Consider the following 17,487-nt stretch of genomic DNA (forward strand, 5'->3'; position numbering starts at 1 on the left):
CTCAACATAATAATGCAATAAGAAGCACAATCTTCAATCAAAGCTTATAAGGAACCCCAAAACCTTTCACTTAACCACCACATTCACCAACCGACCCGGCACCACAATCACCTTCACCACACTCTTGCCCTCGGTAAAGCGCTGCACGTTTTCATCCGCCAGTGCCGTCTGTTCGATCACATCCTTTGCCGCATCGGCGGCTACCGCTACCTTGCCGCGTGTTTTTCCGTTGACCTGTATCACCATCTCGATGGTGTCTTGCACCATGGCGTTGGCATCGGCCTGTGGCCAGGTGGCATTGAGCACATCACCTTTGCAGCCGAGGCTTTGCCAGAGGGCGTGGGTGATGTGCGGGACGATGGGCGACAACAGGCGTAACAGGAAGTCGACACCCTCGGCATAGACAGGGTCGATGGCGGTTTTTTCCTGTGGTGCTGCAACCTGGTTCAGGGTATTGACCATTTTCATTGCGGCGGCAACGACGGTGTTGAACTGGTATTTCTCCACATCACGCGCCGCCTGTTCCAGCAGGCTGTGCAATTCGGCGCGGCGTTTTTTCTGTTCTTCATTCAGCTTGCCTGCGTCGATCACTGCGCCGTCGGCCTGCCATTGTTTTAGCGCATCCAATCTTCCTTCATCGTGCACCAGTCGCCACACGCGTTTGAGAAACCGCGAGGCCCCTTCCACGGCGTCATCGTTCCATTCCAGCGACTGCTCGGGTGGCGCGGCGAACATGGTGAACAGGCGTACGGTGTCGGCGCCGTATTTGGCGATGAGTTCCTGCGGGTCGACGGTGTTGCCCTTGGACTTGGACATCTTGGTGCCGTCTTTGAGCACCATGCCCTGGGTGAGCAAGTTGGTGAAGGGCTCGTCGACCTTGATCAGGCCGGCGTCTCTCATCAGCTTGGTAAAGAAGCGCGCGTACAACAGATGCAAAATCGCGTGTTCGATACCACCGACGTACTGGTCCACCGGCAGCCAGTAGTTGGCGCGTTCGTCGAGCATGGCCTCGCTGTTGTCTTTGCAGGCGTAACGGGCGAAGTACCACGACGATTCCATGAAGGTGTCGAAGGTGTCGGTCTCGCGCTCGGCCTTGCCGCCGCATCTGGGGCAGGTGGTCTCGTAGAACTCGGGCATCTTTTTGATGGGTGAGCCGACGCCTTCGAATTCCACGTCTTCCGGCAACCTGACAGGAAGCTGATCTTCCGGCACCGCGACGCCACCGCAGCTGTTGCAGTTGATGATGGGGATAGGCGTGCCCCAGTAACGCTGGCGGGACACGCCCCAGTCGCGCAGGCGGTAGTTGATGCGTTTGCAGCCCTTGTTCTGCGCGGCGAGGTTATCGGCAATGGCGTTGAAGGCCTCGGCGGAGGACAGACCAGTGAATTCGTCGGAGTCCACCAGCACGCCCTTCTCTGTTATGCACATGCGCTCCAAAGTCCGTAAATCCTGCTCAATACGCTCAATGAATGGGGCTTTATCAAGTAACTCAGGATCTTGAGGTGTCGTTTTAAACTCCTGTAACTCTTTCTCTAAACTGATTTGATGATCTGATTTAATGACTTTTTTTACAGGCAAACCGTACTTCTGCGCAAATTCAAAATCACGCTGATCATGTGCCGGCACCGCCATTACCGCGCCCTCGCCGTAGCCCATGAGCACGAAGTTGGCGACGTACACGGGCACCGCCTCGCCGGTGATGGGATGGGTGGCCTTGATGCCGGTGTCCATGCCCTTCTTTTCCATGGTCTCCATGGCGGCCTCGGCCGTTTCCTGGTGCTTGCACTCGTCGATGAAGGCCAGCAGCTCTGGATAGTTCACCGCGCCACTCAGCGCCAGCGGGTGTTCGGCGGCCACCGCCACATAGGTGACACCCATCAGGGTGTCGGGGCGGGTGGTGAAGACCTTGAGCGGTTCGGGATTGTTCTCAAGGCCGAAATGTACTTCCACGCCCTCGGAGCGGCCGATCCAGTTGCGCTGCATGGTGCGCACCTGCTCGGGCCAGCCGTCGAGTTTATCGAGATCATTCAGCAGCTCTTCGGCGTAGTCGGTGATGCGCATGAAATACTGCGGGATTTCGCGGCGCTCCACCGGGGTGTCGCAGCGCCAGCAGCAGCCGTCGATGACCTGCTCGTTGGCCAGCACGGTGAGATCGTGGGGACACCAGTTCACCGGCGCGGTCTTTTTGTAGACCAGGCCCTTTTCGTACAACTTGGTGAACAGCCACTGCTCCCAGCGGTAGTACTCGGGGTGGCAGGTGGCCAGCTCGCGGTCCCAGTCGTAACCGAAACCCAGGCGTTTGAGCTGGTCGCGCATGTAGTCGATGTTTTCGTAGGTCCACCTGGCGGGCGGCACCTTGTGCTTCATGGCGGCGTTTTCCGCCGGCAGGCCGAAGGCGTCCCAGCCCATGGGTTGCAGCACGTTCTTGCCGCGCATACGCTGGTAGCGGGCGATCACATCGCCGATGGTGTAGTTGCGCACGTGGCCCATGTGCAGGCGGCCGCTGGGATAGGGGAACATGGACAGGCAGTAGAACTTCTCTTTGCTGGGGTCTTCGGTGACGCGGAAGCTGCCGGCGGTCTCCCAGTGTTGCTGGGCCTCGGTTTCGATCTGCTCGGGCTGGTACTGGGGCTGGTGCTGCTGATTCGTGGTTTCGCCTGACATTTTCGGTAATCGTTCCCATATAACGGCTCGCCGGGAGCCTGTAGAAAAGCGCCTGAAACACGCCCAAAAAAGGCGCTTAGGATACCGTACTCTCCCACCTCCACACCAGAAACCGGCCGCCTTCCGGCCGCCGGCACCGAAAATTGCCCACGGACAGACGGTTTGTTCACAGGTTCTCGGAATCGCCGCGCCGGAAACCCCCTGACGGCGACGATGGCCGGCGGCTCCCGGCAATCCAGCCCATAGGGGGTCACGGCTTATTAGCCTGTCCGGCTCCTCACATCGCGACTATATTGCGCTAAACTCATTGTTCAAGCGTGTTACTGGGAACGTATTGCTGGGAGCGTGTTACACAGAATCATGCGTAAAGAAATTATCGTTAACTATCCTGCGTATAAAGCACGGTAAAAATAACAGACAAGAAACCCTACCGTTAAACACCCGGACTCGTCATCGACTCACTTTTTATCTACCAACTTTATTCTCTACCAAGAAGGAATCCTGGCCATGAAACAAAAAGTGCTTCCCACAATCCTGGCGGGGGCCTGCACACTGTGCATCACCGCAGCCATCGCCACACCCGCCTTTGCCGCCGATGACATCACCATCAGCAAGCCGCATCGCATGTCGAGCAACATGACCTCCAACCTCTATATTGGCGCACAGCTTGCCTATGCCAGCTACAAGGAGGTCGATGACAACAGCGCCGCCTTTGGTCTGTTCGGCGGCTTCCACCTCAATGAGGTGCTGGCCGTAGAGGCCGCCTATAACGATTTTGGCGAGGCGGAAAAGGGCGGCGTCAAGGCGGAGGCCAGCGCATTCTCCCTGGGCCTGTTGGGCAAGCTGCCCCTGAAAACCGACCTGACCCTGTTCGGCAGGGTCGGCCTGGCGGCCTGGGATATCGACGGCTCTGTTTCTGACTCCGGCACCGACGTCTATTTTGGCATTGGCGCGGACTACGACATCAGCGGCACCTCGGCGGTACGCTTTGGGATCGACACGTACTCCCTGAATGGCGATACCGACGAAGATATTACCGCCTTCGCTATCGGTTTCATCTTCAAGCCCTGATCGTCCACTACGACCCGTTAGATATGGCCCACAAAAAAGCGGCCCCCTGTTCCCAGGGGGCCGCTTTTTTGTGGGCCGCTACTTGATGCTGCCAATAAGGCCTGCGGATGAAAGCTTACAGACCAAACATCGATTTCTTCTTGGTCTTGCGGATCTCTTTTTCATCCGACCATTCCAGAATGCCGGTCTCGATGTGCATCAGCTTCATGGTGAACTTGTAATACACGTCTTTCTGGTCAGAGTTGCGCTTGACGATACTCGACAGATTGCCGTACAGCATGTACTCGGCCCCGATCTGCTGGCCCATCTTGACCGCGGTGCTGTCCTTGACCATGCCGCTGTCACTCTGGAATTCCATCTGGTTGCGCACGGCGGCGACCTTGGTCATATCGACAAAGCGGAATTTACCGGAGCGCAATAAACGGCTCGAAATGGTATCGGTAACGGATTCCGTGTCGATATGTTCGCTGGTCTTGTTCTGGATGGTGTCGACAAACATCACCGGGCGACGCTTGCTGGTCACCTCCACAATCGGCGGAAAGGTCAGCACGGAGTCGACCATCTTTTCCGCAATCTTTTGCAGATCCGTCGAACCGAAATCGGTAGTGGTGGTTTCAACCGCGCCGGCATCGCCATAGGCTACCTGCTTGCCCCCACACCCCGACAGGCTGACGGACAAGACACCCACCGCAAACACACTTCCCAAGGCTTTCAATACATCATTCATTACAATTCCCTCACGTTGACTTTATAACTTTTGACAGATGGATTTGGCGCGACCGCCTTCATGCTGGTACTGGCGTGACCATTGAGGGTCACCGGCGTCCACGAGCGACTACCCTGCTCAACCTCAAAATTATCCGCATCGTACCAGGAGAAGAGGTACTGAATATTCTTATGAGAGCTGGTCAGGTTGGTCAGTACCACATCGACCTCCAGCACACCGCCGGTGACGCGCGAATTCATCTCGGTGATGGTGACATCACCTGCCAGCGATTCATTATGGATCACCAGGTGCTTGGCAAACTCCGGATCGCCCATGGGTTTGCCGATGGCCTCAATGCCCGAGGTCGCACAACCGGCAAGCATCAGCACCACTCCTACACAAGAAAGACTCCAGCCTTTATTCATCATCCATTCTCCTGTTCTTTACACTGCGAGGTCACATAACAATAGCATCAGTGTGCAGGGTCTGCTCGGTTGCCACCACCCGGACCACCGTCCGCTTACCCGGCTCCACCTTGACCTGCATCACACCCGCAGCCTTGCCATTATTCAGCTGTAACTGATATTCCCCCTGCGGGAGGGAGCTTCTGAGAATCTGCGCGTCATTGGGCAGGGTCAGCCAGCTGCGACGGTCGGCATTTTCACTGGCGATGTTAAAGATATCGGCGCCCAGTTTTGCCCAGGGGCCTGCCGCCTTGCCGGCCTGCTCGGCCATCTCCTTTTTGGCCACCACCCGCAACACCTGCCGGGTGAGCATGGCGGGCAACTTTTCCTGCAGGGCCTTCACTGCCATCGCCTGCACATACACGATCGGGCTGGTCTCCCCCAGCGCGCCTCTCCCCTCGATCGCGACACTCAAGGATGACGGGGGCTGCCACTGCACGGCATAAAAGGGAAAGGCCACCTTCTGCACCTGATTGCCGGTAAAGATTGGCACGCTGGTTTCCGTTTTGGCCGGCACAAAGCCATGCTCAAACAGCACCACCAGCTCCCCCTCGCCCTGCCCCGGACTGGCCGCCTCTATGGGATAGCGCTTTTTAAAGGTTTGATAATCGTCTCTCATGCCCAGCTGTTTGGCGAGCCTCAGCACATCTCGTTGCACATAGATGTTATCCGGAAAAATCTCCAGGGCCTTTTTATAGTCAATATAGGCATCATTGGGTTTTCCCAGGATTTCATAGATGATGCCGGACACATAAAAGGTGTAGGCATTCTGAAAGGAATTTTTTACCTTTCCCGCCACCGACTCCATGGCCGAAAAGGCACCCATAAAGGATTTATTGCCCGCCGAATATTCGCGTGCCTTTTCCTCTGCGGCCGCCAGTTCATCTTCATGCGCCTCAAGCGCGGCCTGCTGCTCCAGGTTTGCGCGCCTCACTTCGACACTCGCGGCCTCCAGGTTGTTGGAGAACAGATAATTCATCGCCTGATACTGGTGCACAAAGACGCGTTCATGGCCATCGCCCGCATAGGGAATCGCATTATCATTGCTGAGTAGCGCGCTGCCCTGCGCCGCGGTATCGGTGAGAGAGATTTTCGCCTTTTCCTCATTGACCTCCATCGCCTCAATCACCTGCTTGAAATCCTCGATGCTCGACGCCTTGTCATTGGCGAGCTGCGAAACGCGGCCACGCTCCATCATGTAGAGGATTTTATCGGCGTCTTCCCGATAGGCGTCGAGCGCATCCTGCGCCAGCTTGTACTGCTTGGCCTGGACCTGCTGCTTAATCGGTTGCAGCTGTGTTGGATAGGATGTGAACATTGATGAAGCCGCACAGCCACCCAGCAGCAATGCGATACCCAGCAACCCAAAGCTTCTGATTGCAGACCCCGCTCCTGAAATCATTTCTTTCTACCCTCAATGCTCATGCTGCGTTTTTGTTGTTTTGTTTTTTACCAGCTAAAGGGCTTGTCACTCGAACCGGGCGTCATCTCCCTTTCCTGAACGGCCTCTGGCTCCTGCTCTCCCAACCTGACAATTGCTCCCTCCTTGATCTGCCCTGCACCCGTCAGGATTTTCGCCGTGGAAAACTTTTTCTGAATGGCATCCACCTCAACGCGACCGACTTCCTTCTCGGCGCTGCCCAGGGACTCACCGGTATCCGGATCGACCAGCCCCTCACCCTGAACCAATACCGTCAGCACATCACCCACCTTGAAGCTGACGCCCGCGCCGCGATTGATATACACCTTGCTCCCCTCAAGCTTGATGATCTTCAGGGGAAACACGCCTTCGACAATACCATTCACAATCGCCTTGACGGACTGCTCCTTGAGGGCGTCCAGAAAATCATCTGGGGTCACTTCGTTGTTGCGATTTCTGTCTTCATGCTCAACAACGAACTTGTTGGCCGTAACCACCTTGCCACCACGGCTGTCCACAATGCGCACATTTACCGTTAGCTTGCCCTTGTACTGCTGCTGTACCTGGTCGGTATAGGGAATTTTTTTGGTTTCGATTCCCGCCTGAAACTGTTCGATCTTGCCCATCACAAAATAGTCGGCGCCGATCAGCTTGCCTAACTTCACTGCCGTTTCCGGGGAGATATATCCCGACTCACTGAACTCCTGCTCGGTAAGGATATCTTTCATCCTGTTGCGCTCGACCACATCAAACTTGTTGGCCTTGACCAGGAAGGTCATCAGTTCGGAGGTTAGAAATTTTGTCGAGCTCTCGACCGTCTCACGTACGATGAAACCGTGACCAAAGGTGATCGTGTCTTTATCCGCGGTGAAATCGAGCACCGCGATGGTGGGCCGGGCGGCCAACAGGGCAGAGGTTGAAAACAACAACACACAGGAAACAACACACAGTACAACCGATCGCCTAATCTTCATCATGATCAATTCCTTATCGCCAGCCCTGCGGCCAGCTCATCCAGTCTACATTTATGCCAAAATTGCGCTGAGAATACGCCCTGTCGTTCAAAAACACCATAATCCAAACGAGTGAATGATGGCTCAGCGCCTGTGTAAAAATCGCCTTCTGCAACCACAGCAGGCCGGCGGCTTTTTCCAGGCTCTCACTCCTTTTGGTTAGCACCCCAGCCCGGCGCACTGTAAGAATATCCGCTAGGCTGTACTTAGCCGACGGCATTTACCATACTGGGAACAAACAAAAAAAATCAATGCATATAAAAGAGAGGGCATAATGAACAAACAAAATGACAAACTGGTCCACGCCTATGAACAGATGCTGGAGCGATCCAGGACTTTTCTCCGCGAGGCGGGCAATGAGATCGCCCCGAAGCTCGATGCTGCCATCAATTCCGCCAAAGAAAAGGCCACCGAACTGGGTGAGCTGACCCGGGAGGAGGCCGAAAATATCGCCGAGTATCTGCGACGCGACCTGCACGATGCCGCGGAATTCCTCACCGATGAGAGCAATGAGCTGCGCCAGTGGCTGCGCTTTGACATTGAGCTGGTGGAAAACCGTATCATCGATGCCCTGATGCAGCTGGCCGACCCCACCAAGGTCGACCTGGCGGCGTTCGAGCAACAGGCCCAGCGCTTTGGCGAATGGCGCACCGGCGAAATCACCGGCCCCGGCACCCTGGTCTGCAAGGCCTGTGGCGAGGTTCTGCACTTTCACAAATCCGGCCATATTCCACCCTGCCCCAAGTGCCAGGCGACGACCTATCGTCGCGCAGTGGACTAGTACTCCTTCAACCACGCCCACCCATCCCACCATCACGTCCCCGGTTCTTCAGAGTCGCCCGGTTTCGGGTATAATCCGCCCTCAACCTGGAGTAGCAAACCACCATGAGCACAGAACAGATTTTACGCAGCCGCAGCGAATCCCGCTGCGAGCTGTGTGGTTCCGCCGATGATCTATCGGTCTACCCTGTACCACCCCATTCCGCCGACAACCCCGATGAGTGCGTGCTGCTTTGCGGCGTCTGCCATGGCCAGATCGAGCACCCCGATACGGTCGATGCCAATCACTGGCGCTGCCTCAATGACAGCATGTGGAGCCAGGTGCCCGCCGTACAGGTGATGGCATGGCGCATGCTGACCCGCCTGCGCGCAGAGGGCTGGCCGCAGGACCTGCTCGACATGCTGTATCTCGATGACGATACCCTGGCCTGGGCCAGGGCCGACGGCGAAGGCCGCAGCGATGACGATGCCATCCAGCATCTCGACAGCAACGGCGCGCTGCTGGCCGCCGGTGACACCGTGACCCTGATCAAGGATCTCAATGTGAAGGGCGCCGGTTTTACCGCCAAGCGCGGCACCGCGGTGCGCGGCATTTCGCTGGTGCCGGACAACGCGGAACAGATCGAGGGCCGGGTCGAGGGCCAGCACATTGTCATCCTGACCAGGTTTGTAAAGAAATCGAACTAGGCCCTTACACATAACCCCATAACCCACTGCTCGGCCATCCTGTCCGGCACCCATATCGGCCACCTACCGCCATGTTACGCTTTCAATCCGTCACCCTCCGCCGTGGACCCCGCGTCCTCTTGCAGGACGTCAACCTCACCATCCACAGCGGCGAGCACTGGGGCATCGTCGGCCGCAACGGCAGCGGCAAATCCAGCCTGCTGGCCCTGATCCTCGGCACGCGCGACAACACCGGCCTGCATGTCGATACGGGCGAGGTACAGCTCTCAGCCCACCTGGCGATGGCGCACGTCGCCCAGGAGACGCCGGCGGTGGAGCGTAGCGCCATCGATTATGTGATGGACGGTGATGTCGAGTTGCGCCAACTGGAGCAGCAACTGGCCGCCTGTACCGATGGCGAGCAGCAGGCCACGCTGTTCGGTCAGTTTGAGACCATCGGCGGCTATACGGCACCGACCCGCGCCGCCCGGCTCATGAACGGGCTGGGTTTTTCCGAGGCCCAGTTGCAGACCCCGGTGTCGGCCTTTTCCGGTGGCTGGCGCATGCGCCTCAATCTGGCCCAGGCGCTGATGTGTCGCTCCGATATCCTGCTGCTCGACGAGCCCACCAATCACCTCGACCTGGATGCCGTACTGTGGCTGCAGAGCTGGTTGCAGCTCTACCCGGGCACGGTGCTGCTGATCTCGCACGACCGGGACTTTCTCGACAACTGCGTCAACCACATCGCCCTGCTCTCCGACCAGATCCTGCACACCTATACCGGCAACTACAGCGCCTATGAGCGGCAACACGCCAGCCGCCTCGAACAGCAGCAGTCCGCCCACCTCAAGCAGCAGCGCACCGTCTCGCACCTGCACAGTTACATCGATCGCTTTCGCGCCAAGGCCAGCAAGGCCAAGCAGGCCCAGAGCCGCCTGAAGGCGCTCGCCAGGCTGGAGGAGATTGCCCCGGCGCATGTGGACTCGCCGTTTGAGTTTGCCTTTTTGCCCCCCAAGCAGGTCCCCAACCCGCTTCTCAAGATCACCAATGCCAGCCTGGGTTATGGCGCAACGCCCCTGCTCACCGGCATTGGCATCAACCTGTTACCGGGGGACCGTATCGGCCTGCTGGGCCCCAACGGCGCGGGCAAGTCCACCCTCATCAAGACCCTGGTCGGCGAGCTGCCGATGCTCGCCGGCGAACGCAGCGCGGCACAGAACCTGCGCATCGGTTACTTCGCCCAGCACCAGCTGGAACAGCTGCATACCGACGACTCGCCGCTGATGCACCTGCAGCGCCTCAACCGGCTGATCGCGGACGAGACCACAACCGAGACCGTCGCCAGCGAACAGGAGCTGCGCAATTATCTCGGCGGCTTCGGCTTCATCGGCGATCAGGCGCTCGCCCCGGTCGGCCCCTTCTCGGGCGGCGAAAAGGCGCGGCTGGTGCTCGCCCTGCTCATCTATCAGCGTCCCAACCTGCTGCTGCTGGACGAGCCCACCAACCACCTCGACCTGGAGATGCGCCACGCCCTGACCCTGGCGTTACAGGGCTTCGAAGGCGCGCTCCTGGTGGTCTCGCATGACCGCCATTTACTGCGCACCGTGTGTGATCAATTCATGCTGGTGGCCAACGGCCAGGCACAAGCCTACGACGGCGATCTCGATGACTATGCACAGTGGCTGAGCGACCACCGCCGCGGCACGCCATCGACCGCGGCCGCCGCCACCGCCAGCAGTGAGCCCGCCAAACCCGGCGTCGACAAACGCCAGTTGCGCCAGCAGGAGGCCGCGCGTCGGCAGCGGCTCAAGCCCTTTCTGGACCAGATCAGAGACAGTGAAAAACGCCTCGACGCACTGCAGCAGCAGCAACAGCAGATCGAGCACACGCTGACCGACAGCGCGCTGTACGAGGCCGAGAACAAGCCGCGCCTCAAGGAACTCCTGGCGCAACAGACCACACTAAAGCAACAGCTACAGGAGATCGAGGCACAATGGATGGAGGCCACCGAGGCGCTGGAGTTGGCAGAGAATACGGACTAGCGTAGGCTCGACCACAGCAAACTTTTAACACGCCTACGAACAACGGGAACAGCATGTCAGACACAAAAACGGAAACACCCTTTTTCGAGATCGCCGACAAGTTCATCCATCTCGCCAATGAACTGGCCCGCTCCGAGGGCTCGACCAGTGTCGGCACCGCGCTGCGCTATGCCGCCGCCCGCTACAACACCTTTGAGGCCTCACTCAACAGCACGGATCTTGGCGCTGACGAAACCAGAATGACCGACATGCTGTGCAACGATTTCCGCGAAATGCTCAAGGTCAATATGCAGGATTACATCCAGCTGGGCACACAGAAAAAATAGTATTGCTGCGAAACCACGTACAGCGAAACAATTATGCCAAACAAGACATCAAACTCTGACGCACTGGACAAGATTGTCAGCGATGCCCGTCGCCATCAGGACGAGCGTGCAAAGACCTACCGCGAACAGGCGCTAAAACTCTATCCATGGATCTGCGGCCGCTGCCAACGGGAATTCACCCGCGCCAACCTGCCCGAGCTTACCGTGCATCACCGCAACCACAATCATGACGACAATCCCACCGATGGCAGCAACTGGGAACTGCTTTGCCTGTATTGCCACGACAACGAGCATCAAAAACAATTAGAGGCGTACGGTCAGGGCAGTGTAAAGGGTAGCGTAACCGGCTCCGCCAGCACCACATCCGCCGCCACCCACAATCCCTTTGCCGACCTCAAAAGCCTGCTGGACAAGAAATAGATCCCGACATGCCGGCACTCGTATTCTCATTACGCAATGTGCCGGAGGATGAGGCCGACGAGGTGCGCGCCCTGTTGAGCGGGAACGACATCGAATTCTACGAGACCTCGGCTGGCAACTGGGGCATTTCCACACCCGCGATATGGCTGCGCGACGAGCAGCAGTTTGCGCACGCACGGGAACTGATCGACCAGTACCAGGCACAGCGCACCCGGCAACAACGTGAACGCTATCAGCAGCTCAAACATGACAGACAGCACAGAACATTCCGGGATCTGCTCGCAGACGAACCGCTAAAGGTCATCGCCTACATCGCCATTGTGGCGGTGATCCTGTATTTCTCCACCAAGCCCTTTCTTGACCTGGGAAACTAGAAACCGCCGAAGCAGCAACTACCCACGGCAGGCGGACTATAATCCATTAGTATTAGACAATCTAAACGGCATACCGATGCAGCATGATCCCCCCTTCCTGATGCACGCAGACACCGGCCAGGCGGACGCCGCGGTGAGCTGCGCCAACTGCGAGGCCTGCTGTTGTCGGCTGGAGGTCATCCTGCTGACCGATACCGGCGTGCCGGATCGCTTTATCGAGATAGACCGATGGGGCGGAAGCACCATGGCGCGACTGGAAGACGGCTGGTGCGCGGCCCTGGACCGCAACACGATGCACTGCACGATTTACGACCAGCGCCCAGCGGTGTGTCGTGAACTGGTGATGGGTGAATACGAGTGCCTTATCGAACGGACCGCCTATCAGGTTCTAACCTGAATCCGTGGTTTAAACGTGGACGCATGGTGCAAGATATTGGTTTCACAGGGGTTTCAAAAAATCTTAGCTTCACCCTTAGGTTAAGCGGGCATTTTTTGATCCGCTGTGTAATCAAGAGCTTGTGCCAAGCGCCGTGGTTAAGCCACGGATTCAGGTCTAAGTCTGTGAAAAACTGCCGCCACCGAGATAGGCGGCTGCATACAACAGCGTCAACACTACCGAATTTAACAATAGCCTAACCGCTATAAACAGAGGTGATCTTTTGCATACAGTCGTGAAAAAATGGTTCGTCAACAAGGATTCCGGGCTGCTCGATAACAATGGCGGCCCCGATATACAGGTCCACAAGGCCGACCTTATTAACTGTCAATTCCTGAAAGTGGGTGCAAGCGTTGAGTTTGAATGCCACATCGATAAACAGGGGCTGGTGGCGAAAAAGGTGAAGCTGTCCCCGCAACGAAAAACCAATGGTCCACCGCATGGCAAACGGACCATCAAGGAATTTCGTCCCGGCGTAATGACATAACGATCCGGCGTGGACGGCAGAAACCGGCTACTGCTGCGAAAAATAGATATCGCCAAAGTAGGCGCTGGCCGACTGACCCGTGTTATCGCCATCCACCATCACCGCGACGGCGTCGATCCGGGTAATGTCATCGCCAAACAATCGCTGCAGGTCTGCACGCACATTGCGGCGCTCGTGCAGCCACTGGCCCAGCTGTTTGTCACCTGCCCGCACCGCCAGCATTCGCGCGTTCGCGGTATAGGCATTGGGCCATTCGCTGTTCACGGGCTGATGGCTGGACCAGACATAATTGATCGCCCGGGTCTTCCAGAAAAACAGCCCGCCCGACACCACGACATAGATGCGCGCCGGATAGTCATCGCCTTCTTTGCTGTGTTCGGCATTCCCCTCAAACAGGTTTTGCACCTGCCATGACCAGTGCAGATACGGGGTCCGGGTCAAATCGACCTCCAGCTCTTTAAACAGGCCCGAGGCCTGGCCCTGGGTACTGGCATGTAGCACCTGACCCTGCGGCAGTTTGCCGTTTGAACCTCTGGCATTGATGCCTGCGGCGGGCACAAGCCGATACTCACTGTGCTGCTGAAAGGATTTTTCTTGCCAGCCGGACAGATCACCCTCACTGAAATTAGCGAACCATTTTATGCCGCCGGCGTCTGTCTCTGGCGTCGACTCCGCCGCTGCTGTCGCGGTGACACACCCGGCCATGACCAATAACAACAGCGGCCATGGCCGCCGGGCTCTATTCATATGACTATAAATAGTCACCCGACCCGTCGCCTACCCGGCCGGTGGATAATGGCCGGGATAGGGCAGCCGGGCGACACCGCTGTCCACCGCCGCCTTTGCCACCGCCGGCGGCACAAACTGCAGCAGGCGCGCATCAAACGGTTTGGGAATGATGTAATCCGGGCCGAACGGCATGGCCTCAACACCATAGGCCTTGAGCACGGCGTCCGGCACCGGCTCATGGGCCAGCTTTGCCAGCGCATGGACCGCGGCCACCTTCATCGCCTCATTAATAGTGCTGGCCCGCACGTCCAGCGCGCCGCGAAAGATAAACGGGAAGCCCAGCACGTTGTTGACCTGATTGGGATAATCGCTGCGGCCGGTGGCCATGATCAGATCATCACGCACCTGCCGGGCCAGCTCGGGGCTGACCTCGGGGTCCGGGTTGGACAGTGCAAACACGATGGGACGCGCCGCCATGCTGCGCAGCATCTCGGCGTTCACCAGGTTGGGACCCGACACACCGATAAACACATCGGCGCCCTGCATTGCATCCGCCAGGGTCCGCCGCTCCGTGACCGTGGCAAATTCCTGCTTGTAGACGTTCAGATCATCGCGCCCACTGTGAATCACGCCCTTGCGATCAACCAGATAGATGTTGTCGATGCACGCACCCAGCGACACCAGCAGGCGCATCGAGGCAATCCCGGCCGAGCCCGCCCCCAGGCAAACAATCTTCGCCTCAGCGATGGTCTTGTGCTGCACCTGCAGCGCATTCATCAGGCCCGCCGCGATAATGATCGCGGTGCCGTGCTGGTCATCATGGAACACCGGGATATCCAGCCTTTCAATCAGGGCCTTTTCGATCTCGAAGCACTGCGGCGCCGCAATGTCTTCCAGATTGATGCCGCCAAAGGTCGGCGCGATGTTGGCGACGGTGTCGATAAAGGCCTGGGTTGAGTCGGCGTTGACCTCGATATCAAACACGTCGATATCGGCGAACTTCTTGAACAACACGCCCTTACCTTCCATCACCGGCTTGCCGGCCAACGCACCCACGTTGCCCAGACCCAGCACCGCCGTGCCGTCGGTGATCACCGCGACCAGGTTACCCTTGGCGGTATACTGATAGGCGGCCTCGGGATCGGCCTCGATCGCCCGCACCGGCGCGGCAACGCCGGGGGTGTACGCCAGTGACAGGTCATGCTGGGTCTCACAGGATTTAGTGATTTCTGTGGCAATCTTTCCCGGCCGGTTTTTTCCCTTCACGCCCGCGTGATAGTCGAGGGCCTGCTGTTTCAGGGAGTTTGCGTTTTCGCTCATGGATATTTCCCGGTTAGTGGCGGGGCAGCGGCATGCCGCCCTTCGCCAGTGATGTATTCTCAGCGTGTCTTGATTGAAGGGCATCCTTTCCATGTGACTCAATACTATAAAAACACACGGCGTATTCTAAACCCCCGCCCCCTAACCTGGCACCTCTAAGTTCGCCGGGTGACGCAGGCGCAGCACCAGCTGCTTTTTATACGGGGATAGCCAGCCGCGCACGATGATGGTTCTGCCGGGCAGGGCGCTTAGCCGATCGGTGTCAAACTGCACCAGATCATCACGACTGATGCGCACCGCGACACCCGTGGCTGTCTCACCTTTGCGCGGTCGCGGCGTAAAATTCAGCCACCACGATTTTTTGCTCTGCCCCACCGACAGGACCCTGCCGGTGATCACCCGAAAGCCTCGCGCACCCGCCGGCACCTCGGCCACCGGCAGCGGCCGATAGTGTTCACGCCATACGCCCTTGTCTGCCGTGCGGGCCAGATGCTCCGCCGCCTGATAACAGGCGGCATTGCCGCTGTTGGGCGGCACCACGATGTGGGCGGCCAGCCCGGCCCTTAACAGCTGCTCCTCAACACTGCGGCCGTCCGCCAGATAGACGTGCGCCAGCAGGCGGCCATAGCGATCCTGGCGTTCCCGGCCATAACGCAGCCCCAGCACGGCCGCCGGCCCCAGCAGCGACCGCAGGTCTTCACGGGCCTGCACCGCCAGCGGCTCGGAGGGTTTTCCGTCGCACCCGATCTCGGGAGTGTTGATACCGATCAACCGCACCGAGCGCCCGTCCTTCAGGCGCAGGGTGTCGCCGTCCACCACCGTGGCCAACACCGCCGTCTCATCAAGGCGATCGGCGACACAGCCCGGTGCGACGAGGGCCTGGGCGCTGTAGGCGGGGGCAGGGCCGGCAACACTTACCAGCAGGCAAACAAAAAGGGCGCCCCATGGGGACGCCCTTTTGTTGCCGACACGACTGTTACTGACTGGGTGTAACAGCAATTCGGTGTTTATTTCACGCCGTACTTCTGACGGAACTTGTCAACGCGACCACCGGAATCAACGATCTTCTGCTTGCCGGTATAGAACGGGTGACAGGAAGAACAGACATCCAGGGTCAGCTCCTCTTTGGCCAGCGTGGAGTGGGTTTTAAACGTGTTCCCGCAGCTGCATTTCACGGTAATCTCGTGGTAGGCGGGATGAATTTCGGGCTTCATGCTATCAACCTCAAATCTGTTCGTAATGTGCGTACCGCCGGGCCGGTCTTGTCTCGTAAGGGCCCTGACGGAATGCTTGAGAGCCGCGTATTCTAAGGGAATTTTGCGGCCACATCAAGGGCCCGCTACGGCGTCTCCCTCATCCGCGTCCCGTGCAGCAAGGACAGGGAAATTTCTTCTGCCGACAATGACTTAGGGAACAACGCCCCCGAGATCTTGGCGCTGTGGATACTGGCCCCCGCCAGCTGGCAGGTGGAGAAATCCACCCCGCGCAGATCCGCCTGGCGAAAATAGCAGCCGGAAAGGTCCAGCCCCTGCGGCTCCCAACCCGACAATTCCAGACCGCGAAAGTCCGCATTGGTGAAATCACCGCGCTCACCGGCCGCAAATCGGCGGTTGAATTCACCGACCTCCCCCTCGCGCAACAGGGCATACAGTGGGTCGTTCGTTTTTATCACGGGCGCTGCCATGGTATCTCCTCCGATTAATTTACAGCCAGTATCGTGTGGCTACACAGGATTGTCGATGTCCACAAATTCAAACTCGAGATCGAAATGCCCGGCCAGGTGCGCGCCCAGGGCCTGCACCCCACCCCGTTCCGTGGCGTGGTGACCGGCGGCGAAATAGTGGATGCCCCGCTCACGGGCGAGATGCACGGTCTGCTCGGAAATCTCCCCGCTCAAAAAGGCATCCACCCCCAGCGCCGCCGCCTGTTCCAGATAACCCTGGGCGGCCCCGGTGCACCAGGCAAGGGTGCGGATCTCGCGGCGCGCGTTGCCGGCAATATGCAGCGGGGGCCGTCCCAGCCGCTCGGTGATCCGCGCGGTGAAGGCCTCAATCGACAGGGGCTCGGCCAGTCGGCCGTACTGGCCAATATCACGCCCGCCCTTCTCGCCGCCACCGCCGAAGGTCCCCTCCTGTTGCAGCCCCAGCAACCCGGCCAGCCGGGCGTTATTGCCCAGCTCCGGGTGGGCATCCAGTGGCAGGTGATAGGCCAGCAGGTTGATGTCCGCCGCCAGCAGGGCCTGCAGGCGGCGCTTCTTGATGCCGGTGACACAGGGCGATTCGCCCTTCCAGAAATAGCCGTGGTGCACCAGCAGGGCATCCGCGCCCCTTTCCACGGCGGCATCCACCAGCGCCTGACAGGCCGTCACCCCGCCGACGATCTTTTTCAGCTCGCGCCGCCCCTCCACCTGCAGGCCATTGGGGGCGTAGTCGGCGAAGTCATCCACCGCCAGCAGGCCCTGGAGATAGGTCAGCAGCTCTTCACGTTCAATCATCCATTATTTCCTGTTGGTTTACCGGATTGACACATCATATCCGAAAAGCCGACGGCGCAGAGCCGTGGTATTCTT

At 58.5% G+C, this 17,487-nt stretch carries 20 protein-coding genes; 9 read left to right on the forward strand and 11 right to left on the reverse strand.

What is annotated here, in order from left to right:
• Nucleotides 1–66 precede the first annotated feature (66 nt).
• On the reverse strand, nucleotides 67–2,664 hold the full coding sequence (gene leuS / locus RRB22_02765; protein ID MDT8383314.1) for a leucine--tRNA ligase: 2,598 nt from the start codon (nucleotides 2,662–2,664) through the stop codon (nucleotides 67–69).
• Nucleotides 2,665–3,171: 507 nt separating this feature from the next.
• On the opposite strand from leuS, the gene RRB22_02770 reads away from it, so the two are divergent.
• Nucleotides 3,172–3,735 (forward strand): outer membrane beta-barrel protein, encoded by a 564-nt coding sequence (locus tag RRB22_02770; GenBank protein ID MDT8383315.1) that lies wholly within the window; start codon nucleotides 3,172–3,174, stop codon nucleotides 3,733–3,735.
• Nucleotides 3,736–3,850: 115 nt separating this feature from the next.
• Here RRB22_02770 and lpoB read toward each other — a convergent pair whose 3' ends face one another.
• The 4 genes from lpoB to RRB22_02790 all read right to left on the reverse strand — a co-directional run bounded on the left by lpoB (nucleotide 3,851) and on the right by RRB22_02790 (nucleotide 7,302).
• Nucleotides 3,851–4,462, reverse strand: coding sequence for a penicillin-binding protein activator LpoB (lpoB, locus tag RRB22_02775; protein MDT8383316.1), 612 nt, complete (start codon nucleotides 4,460–4,462; stop codon nucleotides 3,851–3,853).
• Nucleotides 4,462–4,869: a YcfL family protein gene (locus RRB22_02780; GenBank protein MDT8383317.1), complete on the reverse strand. Its 408-nt coding sequence runs from the start codon at nucleotides 4,867–4,869 to the stop codon at nucleotides 4,462–4,464. The genes lpoB and RRB22_02780 overlap by 1 nt, the downstream gene beginning before the upstream one ends.
• Nucleotides 4,870–4,897: 28 nt before the next feature.
• Entirely contained in the window at nucleotides 4,898–6,223 is a 1,326-nt protein-coding gene (locus RRB22_02785) for a hypothetical protein (protein MDT8383318.1), read from the reverse strand.
• Nucleotides 6,224–6,354: 131 nt separating this feature from the next.
• Nucleotides 6,355–7,302: a CsgG/HfaB family protein gene (locus tag RRB22_02790; GenBank protein ID MDT8383319.1), complete on the reverse strand. Its 948-nt coding sequence runs from the start codon at nucleotides 7,300–7,302 to the stop codon at nucleotides 6,355–6,357.
• A 310-nt stretch (nucleotides 7,303–7,612) separates the two neighbouring features.
• On the opposite strand from RRB22_02790, the gene RRB22_02795 reads away from it, so the two are divergent.
• From RRB22_02795 to RRB22_02830, 8 genes are all read left to right on the forward strand, one after another.
• On the forward strand, nucleotides 7,613–8,119 hold the full coding sequence (locus RRB22_02795) for a zinc ribbon-containing protein (protein ID MDT8383320.1): 507 nt from the start codon (nucleotides 7,613–7,615) through the stop codon (nucleotides 8,117–8,119).
• 104 nt (nucleotides 8,120–8,223) lie between these two features.
• Nucleotides 8,224–8,805, forward strand: a complete 582-nt coding sequence (locus RRB22_02800) for a PhnA domain-containing protein (GenBank protein ID MDT8383321.1) — start codon at nucleotides 8,224–8,226, stop codon at nucleotides 8,803–8,805.
• Between the two features lie 71 nt (nucleotides 8,806–8,876).
• A complete protein-coding gene (locus RRB22_02805) occupies nucleotides 8,877–10,826 on the forward strand; it encodes an ATP-binding cassette domain-containing protein (GenBank protein ID MDT8383322.1) in 1,950 nt (649 codons plus the stop codon).
• Between the two features lie 53 nt (nucleotides 10,827–10,879).
• A complete protein-coding gene (locus RRB22_02810) occupies nucleotides 10,880–11,152 on the forward strand; it encodes a DUF3144 domain-containing protein (GenBank protein MDT8383323.1) in 273 nt (90 codons plus the stop codon).
• Nucleotides 11,153–11,185: 33 nt separating this feature from the next.
• Nucleotides 11,186–11,572: a YajD family HNH nuclease gene (locus tag RRB22_02815; protein MDT8383324.1), complete on the forward strand. Its 387-nt coding sequence runs from the start codon at nucleotides 11,186–11,188 to the stop codon at nucleotides 11,570–11,572.
• Nucleotides 11,573–11,580: 8 nt separating this feature from the next.
• Nucleotides 11,581–11,946, forward strand: a complete 366-nt coding sequence (locus RRB22_02820) for a DUF6164 family protein (GenBank protein MDT8383325.1) — start codon at nucleotides 11,581–11,583, stop codon at nucleotides 11,944–11,946.
• Nucleotides 11,947–12,022: 76 nt separating this feature from the next.
• Nucleotides 12,023–12,343, forward strand: coding sequence for a YkgJ family cysteine cluster protein (locus tag RRB22_02825; protein ID MDT8383326.1), 321 nt, complete (start codon nucleotides 12,023–12,025; stop codon nucleotides 12,341–12,343).
• Between the two features lie 274 nt (nucleotides 12,344–12,617).
• On the forward strand, nucleotides 12,618–12,869 hold the full coding sequence (locus RRB22_02830; protein MDT8383327.1) for a hypothetical protein: 252 nt from the start codon (nucleotides 12,618–12,620) through the stop codon (nucleotides 12,867–12,869).
• Between the two features lie 27 nt (nucleotides 12,870–12,896).
• Here the strand turns inward: RRB22_02830 and RRB22_02835 are convergent, their stop codons facing one another.
• The 6 genes from RRB22_02835 to RRB22_02860 form a co-directional block, all read right to left on the reverse strand.
• Nucleotides 12,897–13,616, reverse strand: coding sequence for a DUF3047 domain-containing protein (locus RRB22_02835; GenBank protein MDT8383328.1), 720 nt, complete (start codon nucleotides 13,614–13,616; stop codon nucleotides 12,897–12,899).
• Between the two features lie 30 nt (nucleotides 13,617–13,646).
• A complete protein-coding gene (locus RRB22_02840) occupies nucleotides 13,647–14,918 on the reverse strand; it encodes a malic enzyme-like NAD(P)-binding protein (protein ID MDT8383329.1) in 1,272 nt (423 codons plus the stop codon).
• A 141-nt stretch (nucleotides 14,919–15,059) separates the two neighbouring features.
• Entirely contained in the window at nucleotides 15,060–15,917 is an 858-nt protein-coding gene (locus tag RRB22_02845) for a thermonuclease family protein (protein ID MDT8383330.1), read from the reverse strand.
• 8 nt (nucleotides 15,918–15,925) lie between these two features.
• A complete protein-coding gene (gene rpmE / locus RRB22_02850) occupies nucleotides 15,926–16,132 on the reverse strand; it encodes a 50S ribosomal protein L31 (GenBank protein ID MDT8383331.1) in 207 nt (68 codons plus the stop codon).
• Between the two features lie 125 nt (nucleotides 16,133–16,257).
• Nucleotides 16,258–16,602, reverse strand: a complete 345-nt coding sequence (locus tag RRB22_02855) for a pentapeptide repeat-containing protein (GenBank protein MDT8383332.1) — start codon at nucleotides 16,600–16,602, stop codon at nucleotides 16,258–16,260.
• 39 nt (nucleotides 16,603–16,641) lie between these two features.
• Nucleotides 16,642–17,412, reverse strand: coding sequence for a Nif3-like dinuclear metal center hexameric protein (locus tag RRB22_02860; protein ID MDT8383333.1), 771 nt, complete (start codon nucleotides 17,410–17,412; stop codon nucleotides 16,642–16,644).
• Between the last annotated feature and the right edge of the window lie 75 nt (nucleotides 17,413–17,487).

The organism is Gammaproteobacteria bacterium (assembly GCA_032250735.1).
Lineage (GTDB): Bacteria > Pseudomonadota > Gammaproteobacteria > SZUA-152 > SZUA-152 > SZUA-152.

What these genes read in the sequence shown, in the direction of transcription:
- leuS (MDT8383314.1), bottom strand. Translation starts at nt 2,664, where the DNA reads ATGTCAGGCGAAACCACGAATCAGCAGCACCAGCCCCAGTACCAGCCC.
- RRB22_02770 (MDT8383315.1), top strand. Translation starts at nt 3,172, where the DNA reads ATGAAACAAAAAGTGCTTCCCACAATCCTGGCGGGGGCCTGCACACTG.
- lpoB (MDT8383316.1), bottom strand. Translation starts at nt 4,462, where the DNA reads ATGAATGATGTATTGAAAGCCTTGGGAAGTGTGTTTGCGGTGGGTGTC.
- RRB22_02780 (MDT8383317.1), bottom strand. Translation starts at nt 4,869, where the DNA reads ATGATGAATAAAGGCTGGAGTCTTTCTTGTGTAGGAGTGGTGCTGATG.
- RRB22_02785 (MDT8383318.1), bottom strand. Translation starts at nt 6,223, where the DNA reads ATGTTCACATCCTATCCAACACAGCTGCAACCGATTAAGCAGCAGGTC.
- RRB22_02790 (MDT8383319.1), bottom strand. Translation starts at nt 7,302, where the DNA reads ATGATGAAGATTAGGCGATCGGTTGTACTGTGTGTTGTTTCCTGTGTG.
- RRB22_02795 (MDT8383320.1), top strand. Translation starts at nt 7,613, where the DNA reads ATGAACAAACAAAATGACAAACTGGTCCACGCCTATGAACAGATGCTG.
- RRB22_02800 (MDT8383321.1), top strand. Translation starts at nt 8,224, where the DNA reads ATGAGCACAGAACAGATTTTACGCAGCCGCAGCGAATCCCGCTGCGAG.
- RRB22_02805 (MDT8383322.1), top strand. Translation starts at nt 8,877, where the DNA reads ATGTTACGCTTTCAATCCGTCACCCTCCGCCGTGGACCCCGCGTCCTC.
- RRB22_02810 (MDT8383323.1), top strand. Translation starts at nt 10,880, where the DNA reads ATGTCAGACACAAAAACGGAAACACCCTTTTTCGAGATCGCCGACAAG.
- RRB22_02815 (MDT8383324.1), top strand. Translation starts at nt 11,186, where the DNA reads ATGCCAAACAAGACATCAAACTCTGACGCACTGGACAAGATTGTCAGC.
- RRB22_02820 (MDT8383325.1), top strand. Translation starts at nt 11,581, where the DNA reads ATGCCGGCACTCGTATTCTCATTACGCAATGTGCCGGAGGATGAGGCC.
- RRB22_02825 (MDT8383326.1), top strand. Translation starts at nt 12,023, where the DNA reads ATGCAGCATGATCCCCCCTTCCTGATGCACGCAGACACCGGCCAGGCG.
- RRB22_02835 (MDT8383328.1), bottom strand. Translation starts at nt 13,616, where the DNA reads ATGAATAGAGCCCGGCGGCCATGGCCGCTGTTGTTATTGGTCATGGCC.
- RRB22_02840 (MDT8383329.1), bottom strand. Translation starts at nt 14,918, where the DNA reads ATGAGCGAAAACGCAAACTCCCTGAAACAGCAGGCCCTCGACTATCAC.
- rpmE (MDT8383331.1), bottom strand. Translation starts at nt 16,132, where the DNA reads ATGAAGCCCGAAATTCATCCCGCCTACCACGAGATTACCGTGAAATGC.
- RRB22_02855 (MDT8383332.1), bottom strand. Translation starts at nt 16,602, where the DNA reads ATGGCAGCGCCCGTGATAAAAACGAACGACCCACTGTATGCCCTGTTG.
- RRB22_02860 (MDT8383333.1), bottom strand. Translation starts at nt 17,412, where the DNA reads ATGATTGAACGTGAAGAGCTGCTGACCTATCTCCAGGGCCTGCTGGCG.